Source organism: Georhizobium profundi (assembly GCF_003952725.1).
GTDB lineage: Bacteria > Pseudomonadota > Alphaproteobacteria > Rhizobiales > Rhizobiaceae > Georhizobium > Georhizobium profundi.
On sequence record NZ_CP032509.1, the window covers coordinates 2,060,701 to 2,074,489 of the forward strand.

Here is a 13,789-nt window from a genome sequence, read left to right on the forward strand (position 1 = left end):
TGAAACATCGATAGTATGGGCCCCAAACCCAATACGAACAATTGATCGTGAAGTCGCAGACCTTGAACCTCTACCCGCTAGAGGTGCTACGGAGTGCAAAAACTTGGGATACTGTGATGTCAAAAAATCATCTGATCGGGACCAGACTGTGGATTTTTTTCACGATTGCCTGCATGGCACCGGTGTCGATTTCGGCACAAGAGAAAGCTGATCACATTACGGAAGGAACCGGCACCGTGTGGATCGAACACGCGGAAATTGTCCTTTCTCCTTCGCCCGCTGGAATGGCGGCTGGATATCTGACGGTGTTCAACGATACCGACGAAGAGGTTGCCATAACGTCCGTAGCGACCCCATCTTTCGGCGATGTGTCGCTGCACCGAACCGAAACGGAAGACGGTATCGTCCGGATGAGGCCGGTGGGCGATCCGGTCCGGATTCCGCAGAGCACGGAATTCGTCATGAAGCCCGGTGGGTTCCATTTGATGCTCATGCAACCGGTGAGCGAAGTGGTCCCCGGAAAGTATCTCAATCTTGAAGTCGGATTCGCCGACGGGTCGACGCTTGCCGTGAACGCAGAAGTTCTGGCCTTTGGGCAAAGACCGGCGGATCATCACCATGGCGAAGACGACGCGGCGATGCGATGACGCTGGCCGGTTTCCGTAAACTCATGTGGGGAATGGTCGTGTTTGCGACCGTGGTTCTGGTCGCCGGATATGCTGCCAACTGGGAGTTGGAGCGGCGCGCAGGCGACAGCTTAAACACTGCAGCAACGACATCCGGGATCGGAGGAGCGTTCACCATGACGGACTCTTCCGGCCGCGAGGTTACCGAGGAAACCTATGCCGGGAAGGTTTGGATGATGTTTATGGGCTTTATCAATTGTCCCGACATCTGCCCGACCACGCTTGCCGAGATGTCCGGATGGCTCAAGGAGCTTGGCGCTGACGAAGATGGCATACGCGGCTTCCTGGTGACTGTCGACCCGGATCGTGACACACCAGAAGTCGTCAGCCGTTACATCTCAAGCTTCGACGATCGCATCGTGGGGCTTGTGCCAACGGCAAACCAGCTTGAGTCGTTCGCCGAGAACTACAAGGTCCACTATGACAAGGTTCCGCTTAAAGAAGGTGGCTACACGATGGACCATACAGCAGGTGTCCTCCTTTTTGATCAGTCGGGTCGACTCAGTGGGACCATTGACCTCCATGAGGATCGTGAGACTGCGCTCGCCAAGCTTAGAAATCTCTTAAACGGTGAGGAAAGATCATGAAGCCTTCGGTCAGCTTGTCTGCGCTCTGCCTGCTTTTGACGGCTGTAACGGCCGAAGCTTCTGATGAAGTACGGAAGATCGAAGTGTTCAAGACGCAAACCTGCGCGTGTTGTGTTGCTTGGATCGCCCGACTGGAGAAGGCCGGCTTCAGTGTCGAAGCCCAAGACATGCAGGCCGCCGACCTCATTATCATGAAACAGGAATTGGGCATGCCAGCCGACCTTGTGAGCTGCCACACGGGACTGGTGGACGGCTACGTGATCGAGGGACACGTTCCGCCTGAGGACATCAGGCGGTTGCTGGTCAGCGGTGAGCGGGCAATTGGACTTGCCGTTGCTGGAATGCCCATCGGATCACCTGGAATGGAATACGGTAGTCGGCGTGACGCTTTCGACGTTGAACTCGTGCGCGAAGACGGTTCTACAGCGGTTTTTGCCTCCTACGACGAGAGACGTTGAAACGTTCTAGTGATGCGGCTGACCCGCCGCGTCTGATGTATCATTTTGGTTACCCGGTTGGACGGGAGCATGGTGATCCTGTTGCGCGACGGCTTCCGCGCGTGCCCTCGCTATATTGTCAGCCTGTCCATTCAAGTAGGTTATCAAGTCGGTAGCATCGTTCTCGGAAAGTCCGAGATTGGGCATTCGCACCCCGCCGTAACGCAGACCGAGTTCGATCGCCGCAAGATCATTGGATTGGCGGACGGCGGCGGGATCGCGAATGTAGCGCTTGATCCATTCTTCGTCTCGACGCTCAGATATGCCCAGAAGGTCCGGCCCCACGCGATCACCAACGCCAACCGTATGGCAACCCGAGCACAGCTTGCGGAATAGGACTTGCCCGGGATCGGCCGACACTTGGTACCTCCGAAGGTCGTCGAGGGTGAGGAATTGGTCTGGAGGAATAACAGTCTCCATCCGCCACTCGGGATCCATCTCCTGGATAATGGTCGCCAGACGCTCCGGCTCGTTGAACGGTGTATTGCGGGCCCACTCACCGGTCCGATCGTTGCCGAGAATGATCTCGTTGATGTGATCGGAGCGTTTCTCCTCCCGATTTCCCAATTGATAGCTGATCGTTTTCAGGTTTTCCGGTGAGCCGGTCACAAAGGTCCAACCAGGGCCATTATAGAATGCATCGGCAAACGCTCTCATCTTCTCGGGCGTGTCGTTCTCGGGATCCACCGATATCGATACGAAGAAGACGTTCTTTCCGAGCGCGTCGCCCAGGACATCCGCAACTTGAGTCATTCGCGCAGTATTGATGGGACACATATCGGTGCAACTCGTGAAGATGAAACTTACGACGACGACCTTGTCCTTGATCAGATCGTCGTAGAACCGCACCGTCTCTCCGTCTTGGGTCACGACCTCCAGGTTCGTGAAGTATTCAACCCCACGCTTCGGACTGGCGGCAGCGAGATACGGCACGCAGACCGCCGCGAAAGCCAGAAGCAATCGAACGACACACAGCGCCTTCATGACCGATTCTCCCGGACCCAAGTCCAAAGAGGTTAAGCTCTCGACCGCATTCCGAGAATTGACGAACGTCTAATATATAATCCCGACCTAGGTCGCGACGCTCATGTAGGTTGACGAATTCTTTCGCCGACAATTCGAATGCAAACGTCTGTTTTCGCGAGGGATTCAGTTGCCCTTGATAGCGTTCCGGAAAACAAAAACCGGGAGCCGTCAATGTTGAAATTATTCATTCTCGCCGCGTTCGCTCTGATTTCTCTTTCGAGCACCGCGCTCGCGGACGCCCTTCATCTCAACCCCTCGCAACTCGCAAGCGCCCGAAATATGCAGGAATTCGGTCCGACCTCGATGCCGATCGGCTATTATGAGTACTGCCAGAGATATCGGTCGCAGTGTGAGCGACCTGCAGGGAACGACATGATCGAGCTGACGGAGGAACGTTGGCAGGCGATGCTGAAGGCCAATTGGATCGCCAATAGCACAGTTACCCCGAAAACCGACGATGAGATTTTCGGGGTCGAGGAACGTTGGGAGTATCCGAAGACGGCCGGCGACTGCGAGGATTACGTTCTTATCAAGCGAAAGATTCTTGCGGACCAAGGCTTTCCGCTCGGCTCGTTGCGTATCACGGTTGGACTCGACGCGGACGGCGGCGGACACGCAGTACTGACCGTCGTCACGAACCTCGGCGATTTCGTGTTGGATAATGTTGAGCAGGAGATAAAGTCTTGGGACCAGGCCGAAATTCAGTACCTAAAATGGCAGTCTGGGAGTGATCCGAACGTGTGGATCAGCCTTGTCGACCCGGTGGTTGCCGCGAGCATGGAACCAAGTGACCGAAGCACAGCAAGGCCTCGATAGCAGTGTTTCTTACGGTTGCCCTCGGGTCAAAGTGCCGGGCGGACCCGTTTCCTCACCGACATGCGAAAAACTTGCGAAGTAGACGAAAACGACGAACGCGAGAAGCACGAGCAGGAGCAAGACATTTCGCCTGCGTCGAGGCGCTGCCAAAGAGGCAGCGCTTATCGCTTGCTCCCTGTTGTCATCCGATGAATTCTGCATATTAGGAACCGTTCACCTGTGTTTTGTTGCTAGGGCGTGAACCAAACATCCCCGATGCGGCGAAGACCATAACTCCTGCTACGACAGCAACATCGGCGAAATTAAAGGCTGGCCAATGCATACCCGCGATATGAATGTCGATAAAATCCACGACCGCGCCCCGATGTAGACGGTCTGCTGAGTTGCTTGCAGCACCACCTGCCAACATGGACAACGCCAAAGCGTCGATACGACGATGCGAGTAGAGTGCGAAGATCATGATTGTCAGTGCAACAATTGCCTGAACCGTCCCCAGCGCGACCGCATTGTCTCGAAGAAGTCCAGATAACATTCCAAAACTAATGCCCGGGTTAAAGCTCAAAACAAGATTGAAGAAGTCGGTGAGCTCAATTTTGCGCGGAGGCTGCATTATAAACTCAACGACAACCGCTTTTGCAGCCTGGTCGAAAACGAATACGCCTAGCGCGACAATTGCCAAAACGCATGCGCGGCGAAATTTCACGGATATGCTCATCCCGTTCTCCTATCAACGAGGAGTGGGTATGGCACCTCTAGCAGCTAGAGCTACAAGCGCCTCATCGTTAAATTTGCCTTAATGGGTCTCGATGGATAGTGCCTGCTTGGAAGTTGTTTCCTGACTCTCAACTGGTGTTGTTCATGGCGCTCCGAATTCTGGCCGTTCTGGCTTTTGGCTTTCTTCTCTCCGGCTGCGTCTCCGTCATGGAAGAGTTTGAGGACAGGGGAAACGCCCCCATTCCAATGAAGCTCGTAAACCAAATGTCGAGCAACGGCATGACGGTTTCAGACCCGGTGCTTGTTCGAATTTTCAAGGAAGAGAGCGAATTGGAGGTCTGGAAACGTGACCGAACGGGGCGTTTTGCGCTCTTGAAAACTTACCCAATGTGCAGGTGGTCCGGAAAACTCGGTCCGAAGACCACGTCGGGTGATCGTCAAGCGCCGGAAGGCTTTTATCATGTCACGGCAAGCATGCTCAATCCGCAGTCGCAATATCATCTGTCGTTCAACCTCGGCTATCCTAACCGGCTCGAAGCCGCCCTCGGTTATACGGGTGATTCGCTCATGGTTCACGGCGCCTGTTCCTCGTCAGGTTGCTTTGCCATGACGGACGAGGGGGTCGGAGAAATCTATGCGGTCGTCAGGGACGCAATCCGCGGCGGGCAGCAAAGTGTCCAGGTCCAATCTTTCCCGTTCCGAATGACCGCCCGAAATATGGCTCGGCATCGCGGAGACCCAAACACGTCATTCTGGCAAAATCTGAAAGAAGGCTACGACATCTTTGAAGCTACACGCAGGCAGCCGCAGGTTTCAGCATGTGGGCGACGCTATGTGTTCGACACGATGTTTCCAACCAGTGCACCGCTGGACCCGTTGGCGGCATGTCCCGCTGGAGAGCAGCGCGAAGATCCCCTTGTAGCGTCGCGGCAGGCCGCAGAAGAAAGTGCTTATCAAATGGCGATCAGCGGCGGGAATCTTACACCGATCCATGCCTATTCGGACGGCGGCATGCACGAGACGTTCCGTTCGCTGCTGGAGAAGCGAGGAGTCGACCGTCTTTCGAAATTGTCTTCGAGGACGGAAGTGCCGGTCAGTCGGCCGGAAGCGGCACTTGCCGATCCGCATCGCATTCGGGAACGACCCTGATGAAACCCCTGCCGGCTTCAGGAGAGATCGACTCCAACAGGCGTACAGCAGCCCCACTATGATGAATGCCGCGTCGGTCAATCGCAAAATATATCCGACATCCAGTGTCGAAGGGCCTAATTCGCTGCGCCCGAGCCTGTGATCTCTTCGGCGGCCTGGGACCCAAACGGGTCTCTCCAAATTGTGAAGCGTATTACGACACGGGGAGTATATCGTAGCCGAACCATCGACCAGAGCGTGGGCGCAAAATGACTCGAATGTTAGCGAAGTCTGTTGGTGTCGGTGTCGTTTCAAGCGCGGCATTAGCCGCAATTTTTTGGGGCTTTTGCTTGTTCGTGGATCACAACACGATGGAAAGCATATTCGGCCGGTGGCTTATTGTCACAGCTCCATTCCTTATATCGATATTTGTTTGGTGCGATGGTCGTTGCAACCGCTCGTAAAGAAGCAGTCAACAATCTGCTCCCCGCGATATCTGCTTGAATTTGCACGGACGTGGCCCGTTGCACGGCGGCAAACCTCACCAGAAGAGGTAACGCAAGCGCTGACAGTCAAATGTAATTGCGCGAAAACCTCGGGTCACAATTGCCCTTCCTCACACCAACCCGCACCCTTGTTGGGACGCCTTGCCGTCTAAAGGTATTTTAATCTCAGCATCTTTATGGTCCATTTTGATGATGCGGCCACCCGGAACCCCGCCGGGCGTCATCAGCTGAATCACTAGATTTAAAGTCTCGGACGATTCCACGAGGCGTAGATCAACTTCAAAAGGAAAGTTTGTTTTGAGCGTAAAAAACATCTTTGAATCGCGCCTAACGCGCCGGTCCGCAATTTCAAACACCGCATTGTCAATCGGTGCACTGATGCTGAGTGCTTGCACGAGTACTGCTCCCTCTCCCGCACCAAAGGTCCGCACTGAGACGCCTGTTCCGCCTCACATTAAGGACATGTACGGTTACCTTCCGAACGAGCGCTTTCCGGTGCCGGCCGTCGATATCTCGAAAATTCCTCCGCGGTTCTATCGGCAGGTCGTTGACAATCCGACTGGAGAACGTGCTGGCACCATCGTCGTCGACACCAATAGATACTACCTCTATCTCGTCCTGTCAGACAACAAAGCCATGCGTTACGGCGTGGGCCTGGGGCGTGCCGGATTTGGTTGGTCGGGGAAAGGGGTCATTCAGTGGAAACAGAAGTGGCCAACATGGACGCCCCCAGCTGAAATGATTGAGCGCCAACCTGAGCTCGCGAAATACAGTGCAGCCAATGGAGGCATGTCGCCAGGCCTCGACAATGCCCTTGGAGCACGAGCTTTGTACATTTTTCAAGATGGCCAAGACACACTCTACCGTCTCCACGGAACAATGGAGGAGTGGAGCATCGGAAAAGCCGTATCAAGCGGATGCGTTCGGCTTCTCAATCATGACGTGATCAACCTCTATGACCGCGTCACAAACGGCAGCCCAATAATCGTACGGTAGGGCAGACATTCGAGTAGGTTCAAACGGCGCTTAGCAAGGTCGACGTTGCACGAAGAATAATACACCAAGCGCTTGCCCTGCTGATCGGTAATTCAAATGAACTTTCGAATACCCGCGTTCTGGAACTGCACAGAAAGTGGTCGGACTTCTTTATTTGATCCGACCACGGAAACTGACCTAACCCCACCCCCCGTCTTAGGTCCGGTAAAAGATGTGCGAACCAATTTGTGTCATCTCTTCCATAGCGTCGGCCCAGTCAGGACGAACATAGGTGGCGAAATAATGGGTCGATGAGCCTATGTCTTGCAGGAAGATTTTTCCGCCAGTCACAGCCATAGCAATTTCGCGGGCTACATCATAAGCGCGTCGATCCACAATGCGCTCTGGCGCTCCATCGCAGGCGAATGAAAACTGACATCGGTTGTACAAAGTGGCATTCTGATAAACCACGCCGCATATTCCGTCGGGATACGCAGGATTGCGCACCCTATTCAAGATCACTTGGGCGACGGCAGCTTGCCCTTGAAGACTTTCTCCGCGAGCTTCGAAATAAATCGCGGTGGAAAGACATTTTTGTTCTTCCGATGAAAATGAGGTAGCCGGCAAAGGAAGCTTCAACCAATCATGATCTCCTGTCGCTAGCGGAGGGATAAAGCGGCCTGACTGGTCACCCATTAGCAAGGCATCAAATGGTGATGCGTCGGCATGAAAGGCGTCGGTTGGAGCGTAGGCAGTCGCTAGAATATCCGCACCATCATTAGTCACTAGACCGGTCAGCGCGGGCGGCACGCCAGCTAGTCGATCCACTTTGGAGCGGTGAAGGATTGGCAGCGATGCAGTGAATTGGTCCGCACCGGTGGCCGGGCGCAAACGCAGCCGCAAACTTCGCGTCAATTCGACTTCGGCTGCCGAATATTCTTCTTTAGCGGCCGCAGTGGCCCTTCCTTGCTTCTCCTCAAGGATTACGTTGAATCCGCCTGCTCTGTCATGCGGATCATTTGGCAAGCTCTCAAGAGAAAGCGCATCTGGAGCTGTCGGCCGCGACGGCGTCTTTGTGGTAGCCGTCGGTACGGCGATCACCATCACGATGGCAATTAGCACTGTAGCGAGAAGACCTCTGGCAGAAATGCTGCGCTTGAGGCCTCTCCCTCGGCCGGCTTGCCCCATACCTTTACCCTCACGAATCGACCCAACAAAGGTGCGCTGTTAACCTTAATGCCCGGTTAAATCAAAGCTCTGCTTGGTCTCAGTTTGGGCTTAGTAGTTTCACCATCTCGCGTTGACCGGCACAACTTGGTTGAACTTGTGCCACCGTCACGGTCGTGATTTGCCGCGAGAAGCAGAGTGCTCCCTACAGCCCGCCTTCAGGATAGCGGGTAGAGAACCGCAAGAAGCACGGGCTGATGAACAAGGTAGATCGCCAAACTACGGCGGCCCAACCAGCTCAGACTGACAACAACAAGGCTTCGGGGTAGAGTGCCCAACCTTCTCGCAAGCCACTCTCGATCGACCGCCTGTGCGGCAGCCATACCGAACAGGAACACACCGAACCAGGGAAACACTGGCACGAAGTCATTGGAAAGCGGCGTATTCTCTGAAAAGCCGATCCAAGCAAGCCAACGGGGATCAAAGAGAGCCGAACTGAAAAAACGGGGAATGGTTATGAAGGCAACGCCGGCCGCTGCGGTTAACGCGGCTGGTGCTTGTAGGAATGCGACACCCACCGCGCTGCCGAAGCCGATAGCATGCAGGATGCCGAAATAAACAAATGACTCAGGGAATGCGAGCCATGTCACGGCTGTGATGGCGAGCGCTGCTACAACGATTTTTAGCATCCGCTTGGAATATTGTTCCAGCGAAAGTCTCTTTCCGTTCGCCAGCACCAGACTCAACCCTGCGAGGAAAAGGAAGGACCCGGCCAGCGTCCTTCCAAATGCGATCCAGAGGGGATGTGAGGCCAGTCCTGGCCCCGTCAAACGAAGAAATGCGAGATCCCAGATGAAGTGGTAGACCACGACGCCTGCAATCGCCGTCCCCCGTGCCGCATCGACTGCAGCTAACCTGGGTAGGCGATCCGAACGTCTTCCGGCGTCTATTGTCTTTTCCATGCTTAAAGGTCCTGGTCTGGGTCGAACATAAACCCTCAAGCGACTAGAGAGACAAGAGTGGCTTAGGAATATGACCAGTCCGATGCGGGCTCAACAGTATCGCTCTGATGCGTCATCGGAAAACGATGAGCGACGAAGGGCGCGTTGCAAACTGCTTGAACCTCTAGCTGCTTTAGGTCGTAAGACTGCGCGACCGCAGTCCGATCGGAGGCTACATGTTACGCAGAAATTTCATCTTGGCTGGGCCGGCAATTTTCCTGGCCGGCTCTCTACCCGCCATCGCTCAGGACGTCGGCGAACAACTATTCGCCCCGGGACCGTTGCCAGAAAAGGCGTTTGGTGAGGAAGACGCACCCGTCACCATTATAGAATACGCGTCGTTGACGTGCGGCCATTGCCGCAATTTTCACCTGACGACTTGGCCTGAGTTGAGGAAGAAATACGTCGAGACAGGCAAGGTCCGGTTTATTGTACGAGAATTCCCGCTTGATCCGCGAGCCACAGCAGGGTTCATGCTGGCGCGCTGTGCTGGTGAAGACAAATGGTATCCAACTGTCGATCTTCTTTACCGTTCCGCGGAAAGTTGGACGCAGGTACCGGATGCTGCAACAGGCCTCAAGCAGGTCATGGGTATGGCCGGAATGACCGGCGAGGACGTGGAAGCCTGTCTTGCAGACCAGGAACTGTTGGACAACGTGAACGCGGTGGCCTTGAAAGGCTCGGCGATGGGCGTGACGTCCACGCCCACTTTTTTCGTCAATGGCGAAATGTACCCGGGGTCGATGTCCATCGAACAATTCAGCGAGATTATAGACCCACTTTTGGAAGAAGGCGCAAATGAAGGGGAAGACAATGCTCAGTAAAGCTCCCTTCGTACGACGGGTGATCGCCATCGCCCTGTTTTCTGTCGCCGTCTTTCACTCCGGTCTGGCATTGGCACAAGAAGGCGTGGTGGCAAGGGTCGGCGAGACTGAGATCACAGAAAGCGACCTCGCTGCCGCGGAAGCGCTTTTCGCGAGCCAAACGGCCGATATGTCTGACGAGGCTCGCCGGTCCTTGCTGGTTGATAACCTTATCGACCTCGAACTTATAATCCAGGCTGCTGAAGAAGATGGCCTGCGCGAGGATTCTGTGTTCAAGGAGCGCGCTGAGTTTCTTGCTAAACAGACACTTCGATCGCTGTATCTAGAGCGGCGTCTTGCGGAAACCCTTTCAGACGATGCGGTCCAGCGCGAGTACGACCGACTGATTGCACAGATGCCAGATGTGGCAGAAATCCGGCCGAGGCATATCTTAGTGGCGGACAAGGATGCAGCGGAAACTGTGATCGCACGGCTTGACGATGGCGAAAGTTTCGCCGAGGTGGCGCGCGATGTTTCGCTCGATGAGGCGACCAAGCAAGAAGGCGGCGATTTGGGTTTTGTGGCTCAGGATGCCATTCTCAAGGAAATCGGTGATGCGGCCACCTTGCTTGAGTCCGGAGAATACACCTCTGAGCCCGTTCAGAGCGCCTTTGGCTTCCACATCGTATTCCTGGAGGAACGTCGGGACCGACCAGCTCCAGATATGGCGGCCGTTGCCCCACAAATTCGGCAAGGCCTCCATGCCGCAGCCATGCAAGCGCTCACGGAAGAACTAGCAGCCAAAACATCGGTCGAGAAGCTCGTTCCTGATGTCGACGATGAATCCGCGGATGATGGACATCAACACTAGAATAGGCCCTGTTAACCCGTTCTCCAAAAAAATGCTTGGCTGTAAAGGCTGGCTGTAAAGGCTGGCGAAATTTTCGGCGGAGGGATCGAAAGGATTATCCTGCTAAGCAGGACGCTGTTGGTGATTGCCTTGGTTGCAGCTTCGTTGCAAGCGGTTCCGTCGCGTGCCCATACGGAGCTTCTCCAGGCAGTTCCGAAACCTGAAGCCGTCGTCGAGAAGTCCCCAGAAAAGATAAGCCTGATCTTCAGCGAGGAATTGGACCCCGCCTTTTCGGGCATGTCACTGATCGATGATAACGGCGATACCATCCAAGTAGATGGGCTCATCATCGCGGGCAAGAAGATGGACACGAGCATTTCCGAAACGCTTGGCGAAGGAATTTACCGGGTCAATTGGCATCTGCTTTCCATTGACTGACACAGGGTTGAGGGAAGCTTCACGTTTGAAGTCGCACCCTAGACATGGAGCCAGCGGCGAATCTTGTCTTGGTGCGGTTCTTGTACCTCGGCAGCGTCACGATCGTGTTCGGAGCCATACTCTTCCAGCTCTATGCATCTTCAGATCAGTCGACGGCGCGTCAGCTCGATATGCCGCGCTCTCGATGCGTCATGCTCGCCTTCGTGTCGTTGGCCCAGCTGTCATTTGGTTGTTGATCTTCGCCACATCGTTGGGCGGAACAGATAACCTGCCGGGCACGGTCTACGCGCTTCTCTTTTCCAGCCGGCTTGGACCCTTCTGGCTCGTGCGGCTGAGCCTAGCCACCTTGCTCCTATTTTTCGCAATCACCGGGCGACCGCAATTGGTCGCCAGCGCGGCGCTTATCATGCTTCTCGCTGAGGGTGGCAGCGGCCACGGCGCGGGAAATGGGCTCGTCGGGCCATCGTTGCATGCAGTCCATGCCGTCTCTGCGGCTGCATGGATTGGTGGTCTCGTCGCACTGATGCGTGTGTTGGCTGCAGGCTCAACGGGAAGGATTCCGCGACGGGTCGTAGCAGATCTCTTGGAGCAGTTCTCCCGGATGGGGATCCTCATCGTGCTTCTTCTCGCCGCGACCGGCGCCGCGATGACATGGCTTATCCTCGGCGACATCCCAAGCTCTCGTAACGATTATAGTCAAATCCTTCTGCTGAAGATCGCCTTGTTCGCCTTGATAGTCGGGCTGGCGCTGATCAACAGGTTCTTGCTATTGCCTAGGCTGAGTTCTTCCACAGGCGGCCCAGCGTTGCGGAAACTGTCAGCCGCAATCGTGTTGGAACAGATCGCAGGCGCCGGCGTCTTGTTGGCTGTCGCGGTGCTGGGACCCATGGATCCTAACGTCTAACCCAACGAGGACAAACGCCCCTCTGCCCAAGACTGTTGCATCGTTACAATTGACCCTTCGCCAACTGATCCGTTAACTTCTGATTAAGAGCTGCAGCAAACGGTGATGAGGACGGTATGGCGACGGGTAAGTGGGGACGGATCGCGGCGACCGTGATTTTGAAAGCCGCGTTCGTCTGCTCGATGAGCGGTATGGCGACTGCGGGCTCGACGTCGATGGCAACATTCGGGCGCACCTCCCAACCGATCGGCCACTTTAACTTCTGCAAGCGCTATCCGGAGGAGTGCACCGTCAAATCGCCCTTCACGCCGCCTGAAGCAATGACGGACGATCTCCTCGACCGGCTCTTGAAGGTCAATGCCGCGGTGAATGCCGCGGTGAAGCCGATGGAAGACATCGATATCTTTGGCGAAGAGGAAGTTTGGACCTATCCCGAAAGGGTCGGGGACTGCGAGGATTATGTTCTCGAAAAGCGTCGCATCCTAGCTCAGAGCGGCATTCCTTTGGCCAACCTCTTGATAACCGTCGTACGCCAGTCGAGCGGAGCTGGGCATGCGGTGCTCACCGTTCGCACCCGAATCGGCGACTACGTACTCGATAACCTAAGTCCGAATGTCCTGCCTTGGGACCATACCGGCTACCGCTACATCAAACGCCAATCGGCATGGGACACGGGAGAATGGGTCTCGATCCGCGACGGCGAAGCGCCCATGGTCGGGTCAGTCCACTGAAGGTCACGCTTGGTCGCGGGCTTGATGCTCGCCGTGACCGATCGTAGGCGCGTCTGTGCAGGCAGCATCGGCTGACTCAAACTGCAGGCTTGCATGGGCAACGTCGAAACGTTCCGACAGCTTCATCCTAATTTCATTCCGCACTTCTTCATCGGGGCGGCCAGTGGTCACGACATGTGCCTCCAGCGCGTTTGCCGCTTCCGTAACCGCCCAGACATGGACGTGGTGGATGTCTCTCACGCCTTCAACCGATTTCATCGCTGCCAATAGTTCGTCCAAGTCGAGGTTTTCAGGCGCTCCCATCATCAGCAGCCTTATTGAGCCGCCGATCTCCCTGAAAGACTGCCAAAGGATGTAGGCTGCGATCATCAGCGTCACGATGGGATCTATGATCCGCCAGTCAAAGAGAATGATCAACGTTCCGGCAATTATGACGCCGATCGATCCGAGCGCGTCCGCGACGTTGTGGAGGAAGGCAGCTCGAATGTTCATGCTGTTTTTCGACAGCGCGTAGGTGAGGAGCGCGGTAACGGTGTCAACGACGAGGGCGATTCCGGCGACGATGACTACGATCCATCCACCGACCGGTTGGGGCTCGATCAGTCGAAGTACACCCTCATAAACTAGGTAGATTCCGATTACGATCAGCGTCGTGTAGTTGATTAGGGCTGCGACCGCCTCAGCACGCCCGTATCCCCAAGTCATGGTCCGATCCGCTGGTCGTCGGGCGATCCGACGCGCACCGAACGCGATTACCAGTGCCATCGCATCGCTGAGATTGTGGATCGCATCGGCGATGAGTGACAGACTGCCAGAGACAATGCCGCCGACGATCTGGGCAATGGTCAGGACAAGATTGACGACAATAGCCCACAGGACCCGCCGATCTCCCGCTTCAACATCCCCATGGTTGTGATGATGTCCTGACATCCGTTTGTTCCTTCACTCAGTCCGATTGGT

General features: G+C 55.4%; 17 protein-coding genes. 11 read left to right on the forward strand and 6 right to left on the reverse strand.

Translation table 11 applies throughout. The annotated features are described in order from the left end of the window. The first annotated feature begins 116 nt into the window (after positions 1–116). The 3 genes from D5400_RS09680 to D5400_RS09690 are packed head-to-tail and all read left to right on the forward strand — an operon-like array spanning position 117 to position 1,731. Positions 117–647 carry a copper chaperone PCu(A)C gene (locus D5400_RS09680; RefSeq protein WP_126009823.1) on the forward strand — a complete coding sequence of 177 codons (531 nt, stop codon included), beginning with the start codon at positions 117–119 and terminating at the stop codon, positions 645–647. Next, entirely contained in the window at positions 644–1,273 is a 630-nt protein-coding gene (locus tag D5400_RS09685) for an SCO family protein (protein ID WP_126009824.1), read from the forward strand. Before D5400_RS09680 ends, D5400_RS09685 begins: the two co-directional genes overlap by 4 nt. Continuing rightward, positions 1,270–1,731 (forward strand): DUF411 domain-containing protein, encoded by a 462-nt coding sequence (locus D5400_RS09690; RefSeq protein WP_126009825.1) that lies wholly within the window; start codon positions 1,270–1,272, stop codon positions 1,729–1,731. Before D5400_RS09685 ends, D5400_RS09690 begins: the two co-directional genes overlap by 4 nt. Positions 1,732–1,737: 6 nt before the next feature. On the opposite strand, the gene D5400_RS09695 is transcribed toward D5400_RS09690, so the two are convergent. Then, complete coding sequence (locus D5400_RS09695; protein WP_126009826.1) at positions 1,738–2,754, reverse strand: SCO family protein; 1,017 nt, start codon at positions 2,752–2,754, stop codon at positions 1,738–1,740. 213 nt (positions 2,755–2,967) lie between these two features. Here D5400_RS09695 and D5400_RS09700 point away from each other — a divergent pair, with 213 nt between their 5' ends. Further along, complete coding sequence (locus D5400_RS09700; RefSeq protein WP_164527845.1) at positions 2,968–3,612, forward strand: transglutaminase-like cysteine peptidase; 645 nt, start codon at positions 2,968–2,970, stop codon at positions 3,610–3,612. Between the two features lie 202 nt (positions 3,613–3,814). Here the strand turns inward: D5400_RS09700 and lspA are convergent, their stop codons facing one another. Beyond that, positions 3,815–4,327, reverse strand: coding sequence for a signal peptidase II (gene lspA, locus D5400_RS09705; RefSeq protein ID WP_126009827.1), 513 nt, complete (start codon positions 4,325–4,327; stop codon positions 3,815–3,817). A 143-nt stretch (positions 4,328–4,470) separates the two neighbouring features. Here lspA and D5400_RS09710 point away from each other — a divergent pair, with 143 nt between their 5' ends. Then, positions 4,471–5,475 carry a L,D-transpeptidase family protein gene (locus tag D5400_RS09710; RefSeq protein WP_205665550.1) on the forward strand — a complete coding sequence of 335 codons (1,005 nt, stop codon included), beginning with the start codon at positions 4,471–4,473 and terminating at the stop codon, positions 5,473–5,475. 595 nt (positions 5,476–6,070) lie between these two features. On the opposite strand, the gene D5400_RS09715 is transcribed toward D5400_RS09710, so the two are convergent. Beyond that, positions 6,071–6,355 (reverse strand): hypothetical protein, encoded by a 285-nt coding sequence (locus D5400_RS09715; protein ID WP_126009828.1) that lies wholly within the window; start codon positions 6,353–6,355, stop codon positions 6,071–6,073. Positions 6,356–6,422: 67 nt separating this feature from the next. Here D5400_RS09715 and D5400_RS09720 point away from each other — a divergent pair, with 67 nt between their 5' ends. Further along, positions 6,423–6,956, forward strand: coding sequence for a L,D-transpeptidase (locus D5400_RS09720; protein ID WP_126009829.1), 534 nt, complete (start codon positions 6,423–6,425; stop codon positions 6,954–6,956). Positions 6,957–7,151: 195 nt separating this feature from the next. Here D5400_RS09720 and D5400_RS09725 read toward each other — a convergent pair whose 3' ends face one another. Then, entirely contained in the window at positions 7,152–8,123 is a 972-nt protein-coding gene (locus tag D5400_RS09725; RefSeq protein WP_126009830.1) for a cell wall hydrolase, read from the reverse strand. Positions 8,124–8,320: 197 nt separating this feature from the next. Then, positions 8,321–9,064 carry a heparan-alpha-glucosaminide N-acetyltransferase gene (locus tag D5400_RS09730; protein ID WP_126009831.1) on the reverse strand — a complete coding sequence of 248 codons (744 nt, stop codon included), beginning with the start codon at positions 9,062–9,064 and terminating at the stop codon, positions 8,321–8,323. Positions 9,065–9,279: 215 nt separating this feature from the next. On the opposite strand from D5400_RS09730, the gene D5400_RS09735 reads away from it, so the two are divergent. The 5 genes from D5400_RS09735 to D5400_RS09755 all read left to right on the forward strand — a co-directional run bounded on the left by D5400_RS09735 (position 9,280) and on the right by D5400_RS09755 (position 12,829). Then, a complete protein-coding gene (locus tag D5400_RS09735; protein WP_126009832.1) occupies positions 9,280–9,927 on the forward strand; it encodes a DsbA family protein in 648 nt (215 codons plus the stop codon). Beyond that, a complete protein-coding gene (locus D5400_RS09740) occupies positions 9,902–10,777 on the forward strand; it encodes a peptidylprolyl isomerase (RefSeq protein ID WP_126009833.1) in 876 nt (291 codons plus the stop codon). The genes D5400_RS09735 and D5400_RS09740 overlap by 26 nt, the downstream gene beginning before the upstream one ends. A 120-nt stretch (positions 10,778–10,897) precedes the next feature. Then, positions 10,898–11,194, forward strand: a complete 297-nt coding sequence (locus tag D5400_RS09745) for a copper resistance CopC family protein (RefSeq protein ID WP_164527846.1) — start codon at positions 10,898–10,900, stop codon at positions 11,192–11,194. A 184-nt stretch (positions 11,195–11,378) separates the two neighbouring features. Further along, positions 11,379–12,098 (forward strand): CopD family protein, encoded by a 720-nt coding sequence (locus D5400_RS09750; RefSeq protein WP_164527847.1) that lies wholly within the window; start codon positions 11,379–11,381, stop codon positions 12,096–12,098. Positions 12,099–12,214: 116 nt separating this feature from the next. After that, positions 12,215–12,829, forward strand: coding sequence for a transglutaminase-like cysteine peptidase (locus D5400_RS09755; protein ID WP_126009836.1), 615 nt, complete (start codon positions 12,215–12,217; stop codon positions 12,827–12,829). A 3-nt stretch (positions 12,830–12,832) separates the two neighbouring features. Here the strand turns inward: D5400_RS09755 and D5400_RS09760 are convergent, their stop codons facing one another. Continuing rightward, positions 12,833–13,759 (reverse strand): cation diffusion facilitator family transporter, encoded by a 927-nt coding sequence (locus D5400_RS09760; protein WP_126009837.1) that lies wholly within the window; start codon positions 13,757–13,759, stop codon positions 12,833–12,835. Positions 13,760–13,789: the final 30 nt, after the last annotated feature.

Excerpts from the sequence above, each read along its gene's own strand:
- D5400_RS09680 (WP_126009823.1), top strand. The coding sequence starts at position 117 with ATGTCAAAAAATCATCTGATCGGGACCAGACTGTGGATTTTTTTCACG.
- D5400_RS09685 (WP_126009824.1), top strand. The coding sequence starts at position 644 with ATGACGCTGGCCGGTTTCCGTAAACTCATGTGGGGAATGGTCGTGTTT.
- D5400_RS09690 (WP_126009825.1), top strand. The coding sequence starts at position 1,270 with ATGAAGCCTTCGGTCAGCTTGTCTGCGCTCTGCCTGCTTTTGACGGCT.
- D5400_RS09695 (WP_126009826.1), bottom strand. The coding sequence starts at position 2,754 with ATGAAGGCGCTGTGTGTCGTTCGATTGCTTCTGGCTTTCGCGGCGGTC.
- D5400_RS09700 (WP_164527845.1), top strand. The coding sequence starts at position 2,968 with ATGTTGAAATTATTCATTCTCGCCGCGTTCGCTCTGATTTCTCTTTCG.
- lspA (WP_126009827.1), bottom strand. The coding sequence starts at position 4,327 with ATGAGCATATCCGTGAAATTTCGCCGCGCATGCGTTTTGGCAATTGTC.
- D5400_RS09710 (WP_205665550.1), top strand. The coding sequence starts at position 4,471 with ATGGCGCTCCGAATTCTGGCCGTTCTGGCTTTTGGCTTTCTTCTCTCC.
- D5400_RS09720 (WP_126009829.1), top strand. The coding sequence starts at position 6,423 with ATGTACGGTTACCTTCCGAACGAGCGCTTTCCGGTGCCGGCCGTCGAT.
- D5400_RS09725 (WP_126009830.1), bottom strand. The coding sequence starts at position 8,123 with ATGGGGCAAGCCGGCCGAGGGAGAGGCCTCAAGCGCAGCATTTCTGCC.
- D5400_RS09730 (WP_126009831.1), bottom strand. The coding sequence starts at position 9,064 with ATGGAAAAGACAATAGACGCCGGAAGACGTTCGGATCGCCTACCCAGG.
- D5400_RS09735 (WP_126009832.1), top strand. The coding sequence starts at position 9,280 with ATGTTACGCAGAAATTTCATCTTGGCTGGGCCGGCAATTTTCCTGGCC.
- D5400_RS09740 (WP_126009833.1), top strand. The coding sequence starts at position 9,902 with ATGAAGGGGAAGACAATGCTCAGTAAAGCTCCCTTCGTACGACGGGTG.
- D5400_RS09750 (WP_164527847.1), top strand. The coding sequence starts at position 11,379 with ATGCGTCATGCTCGCCTTCGTGTCGTTGGCCCAGCTGTCATTTGGTTG.
- D5400_RS09755 (WP_126009836.1), top strand. The coding sequence starts at position 12,215 with ATGGCGACGGGTAAGTGGGGACGGATCGCGGCGACCGTGATTTTGAAA.
- D5400_RS09760 (WP_126009837.1), bottom strand. The coding sequence starts at position 13,759 with ATGTCAGGACATCATCACAACCATGGGGATGTTGAAGCGGGAGATCGG.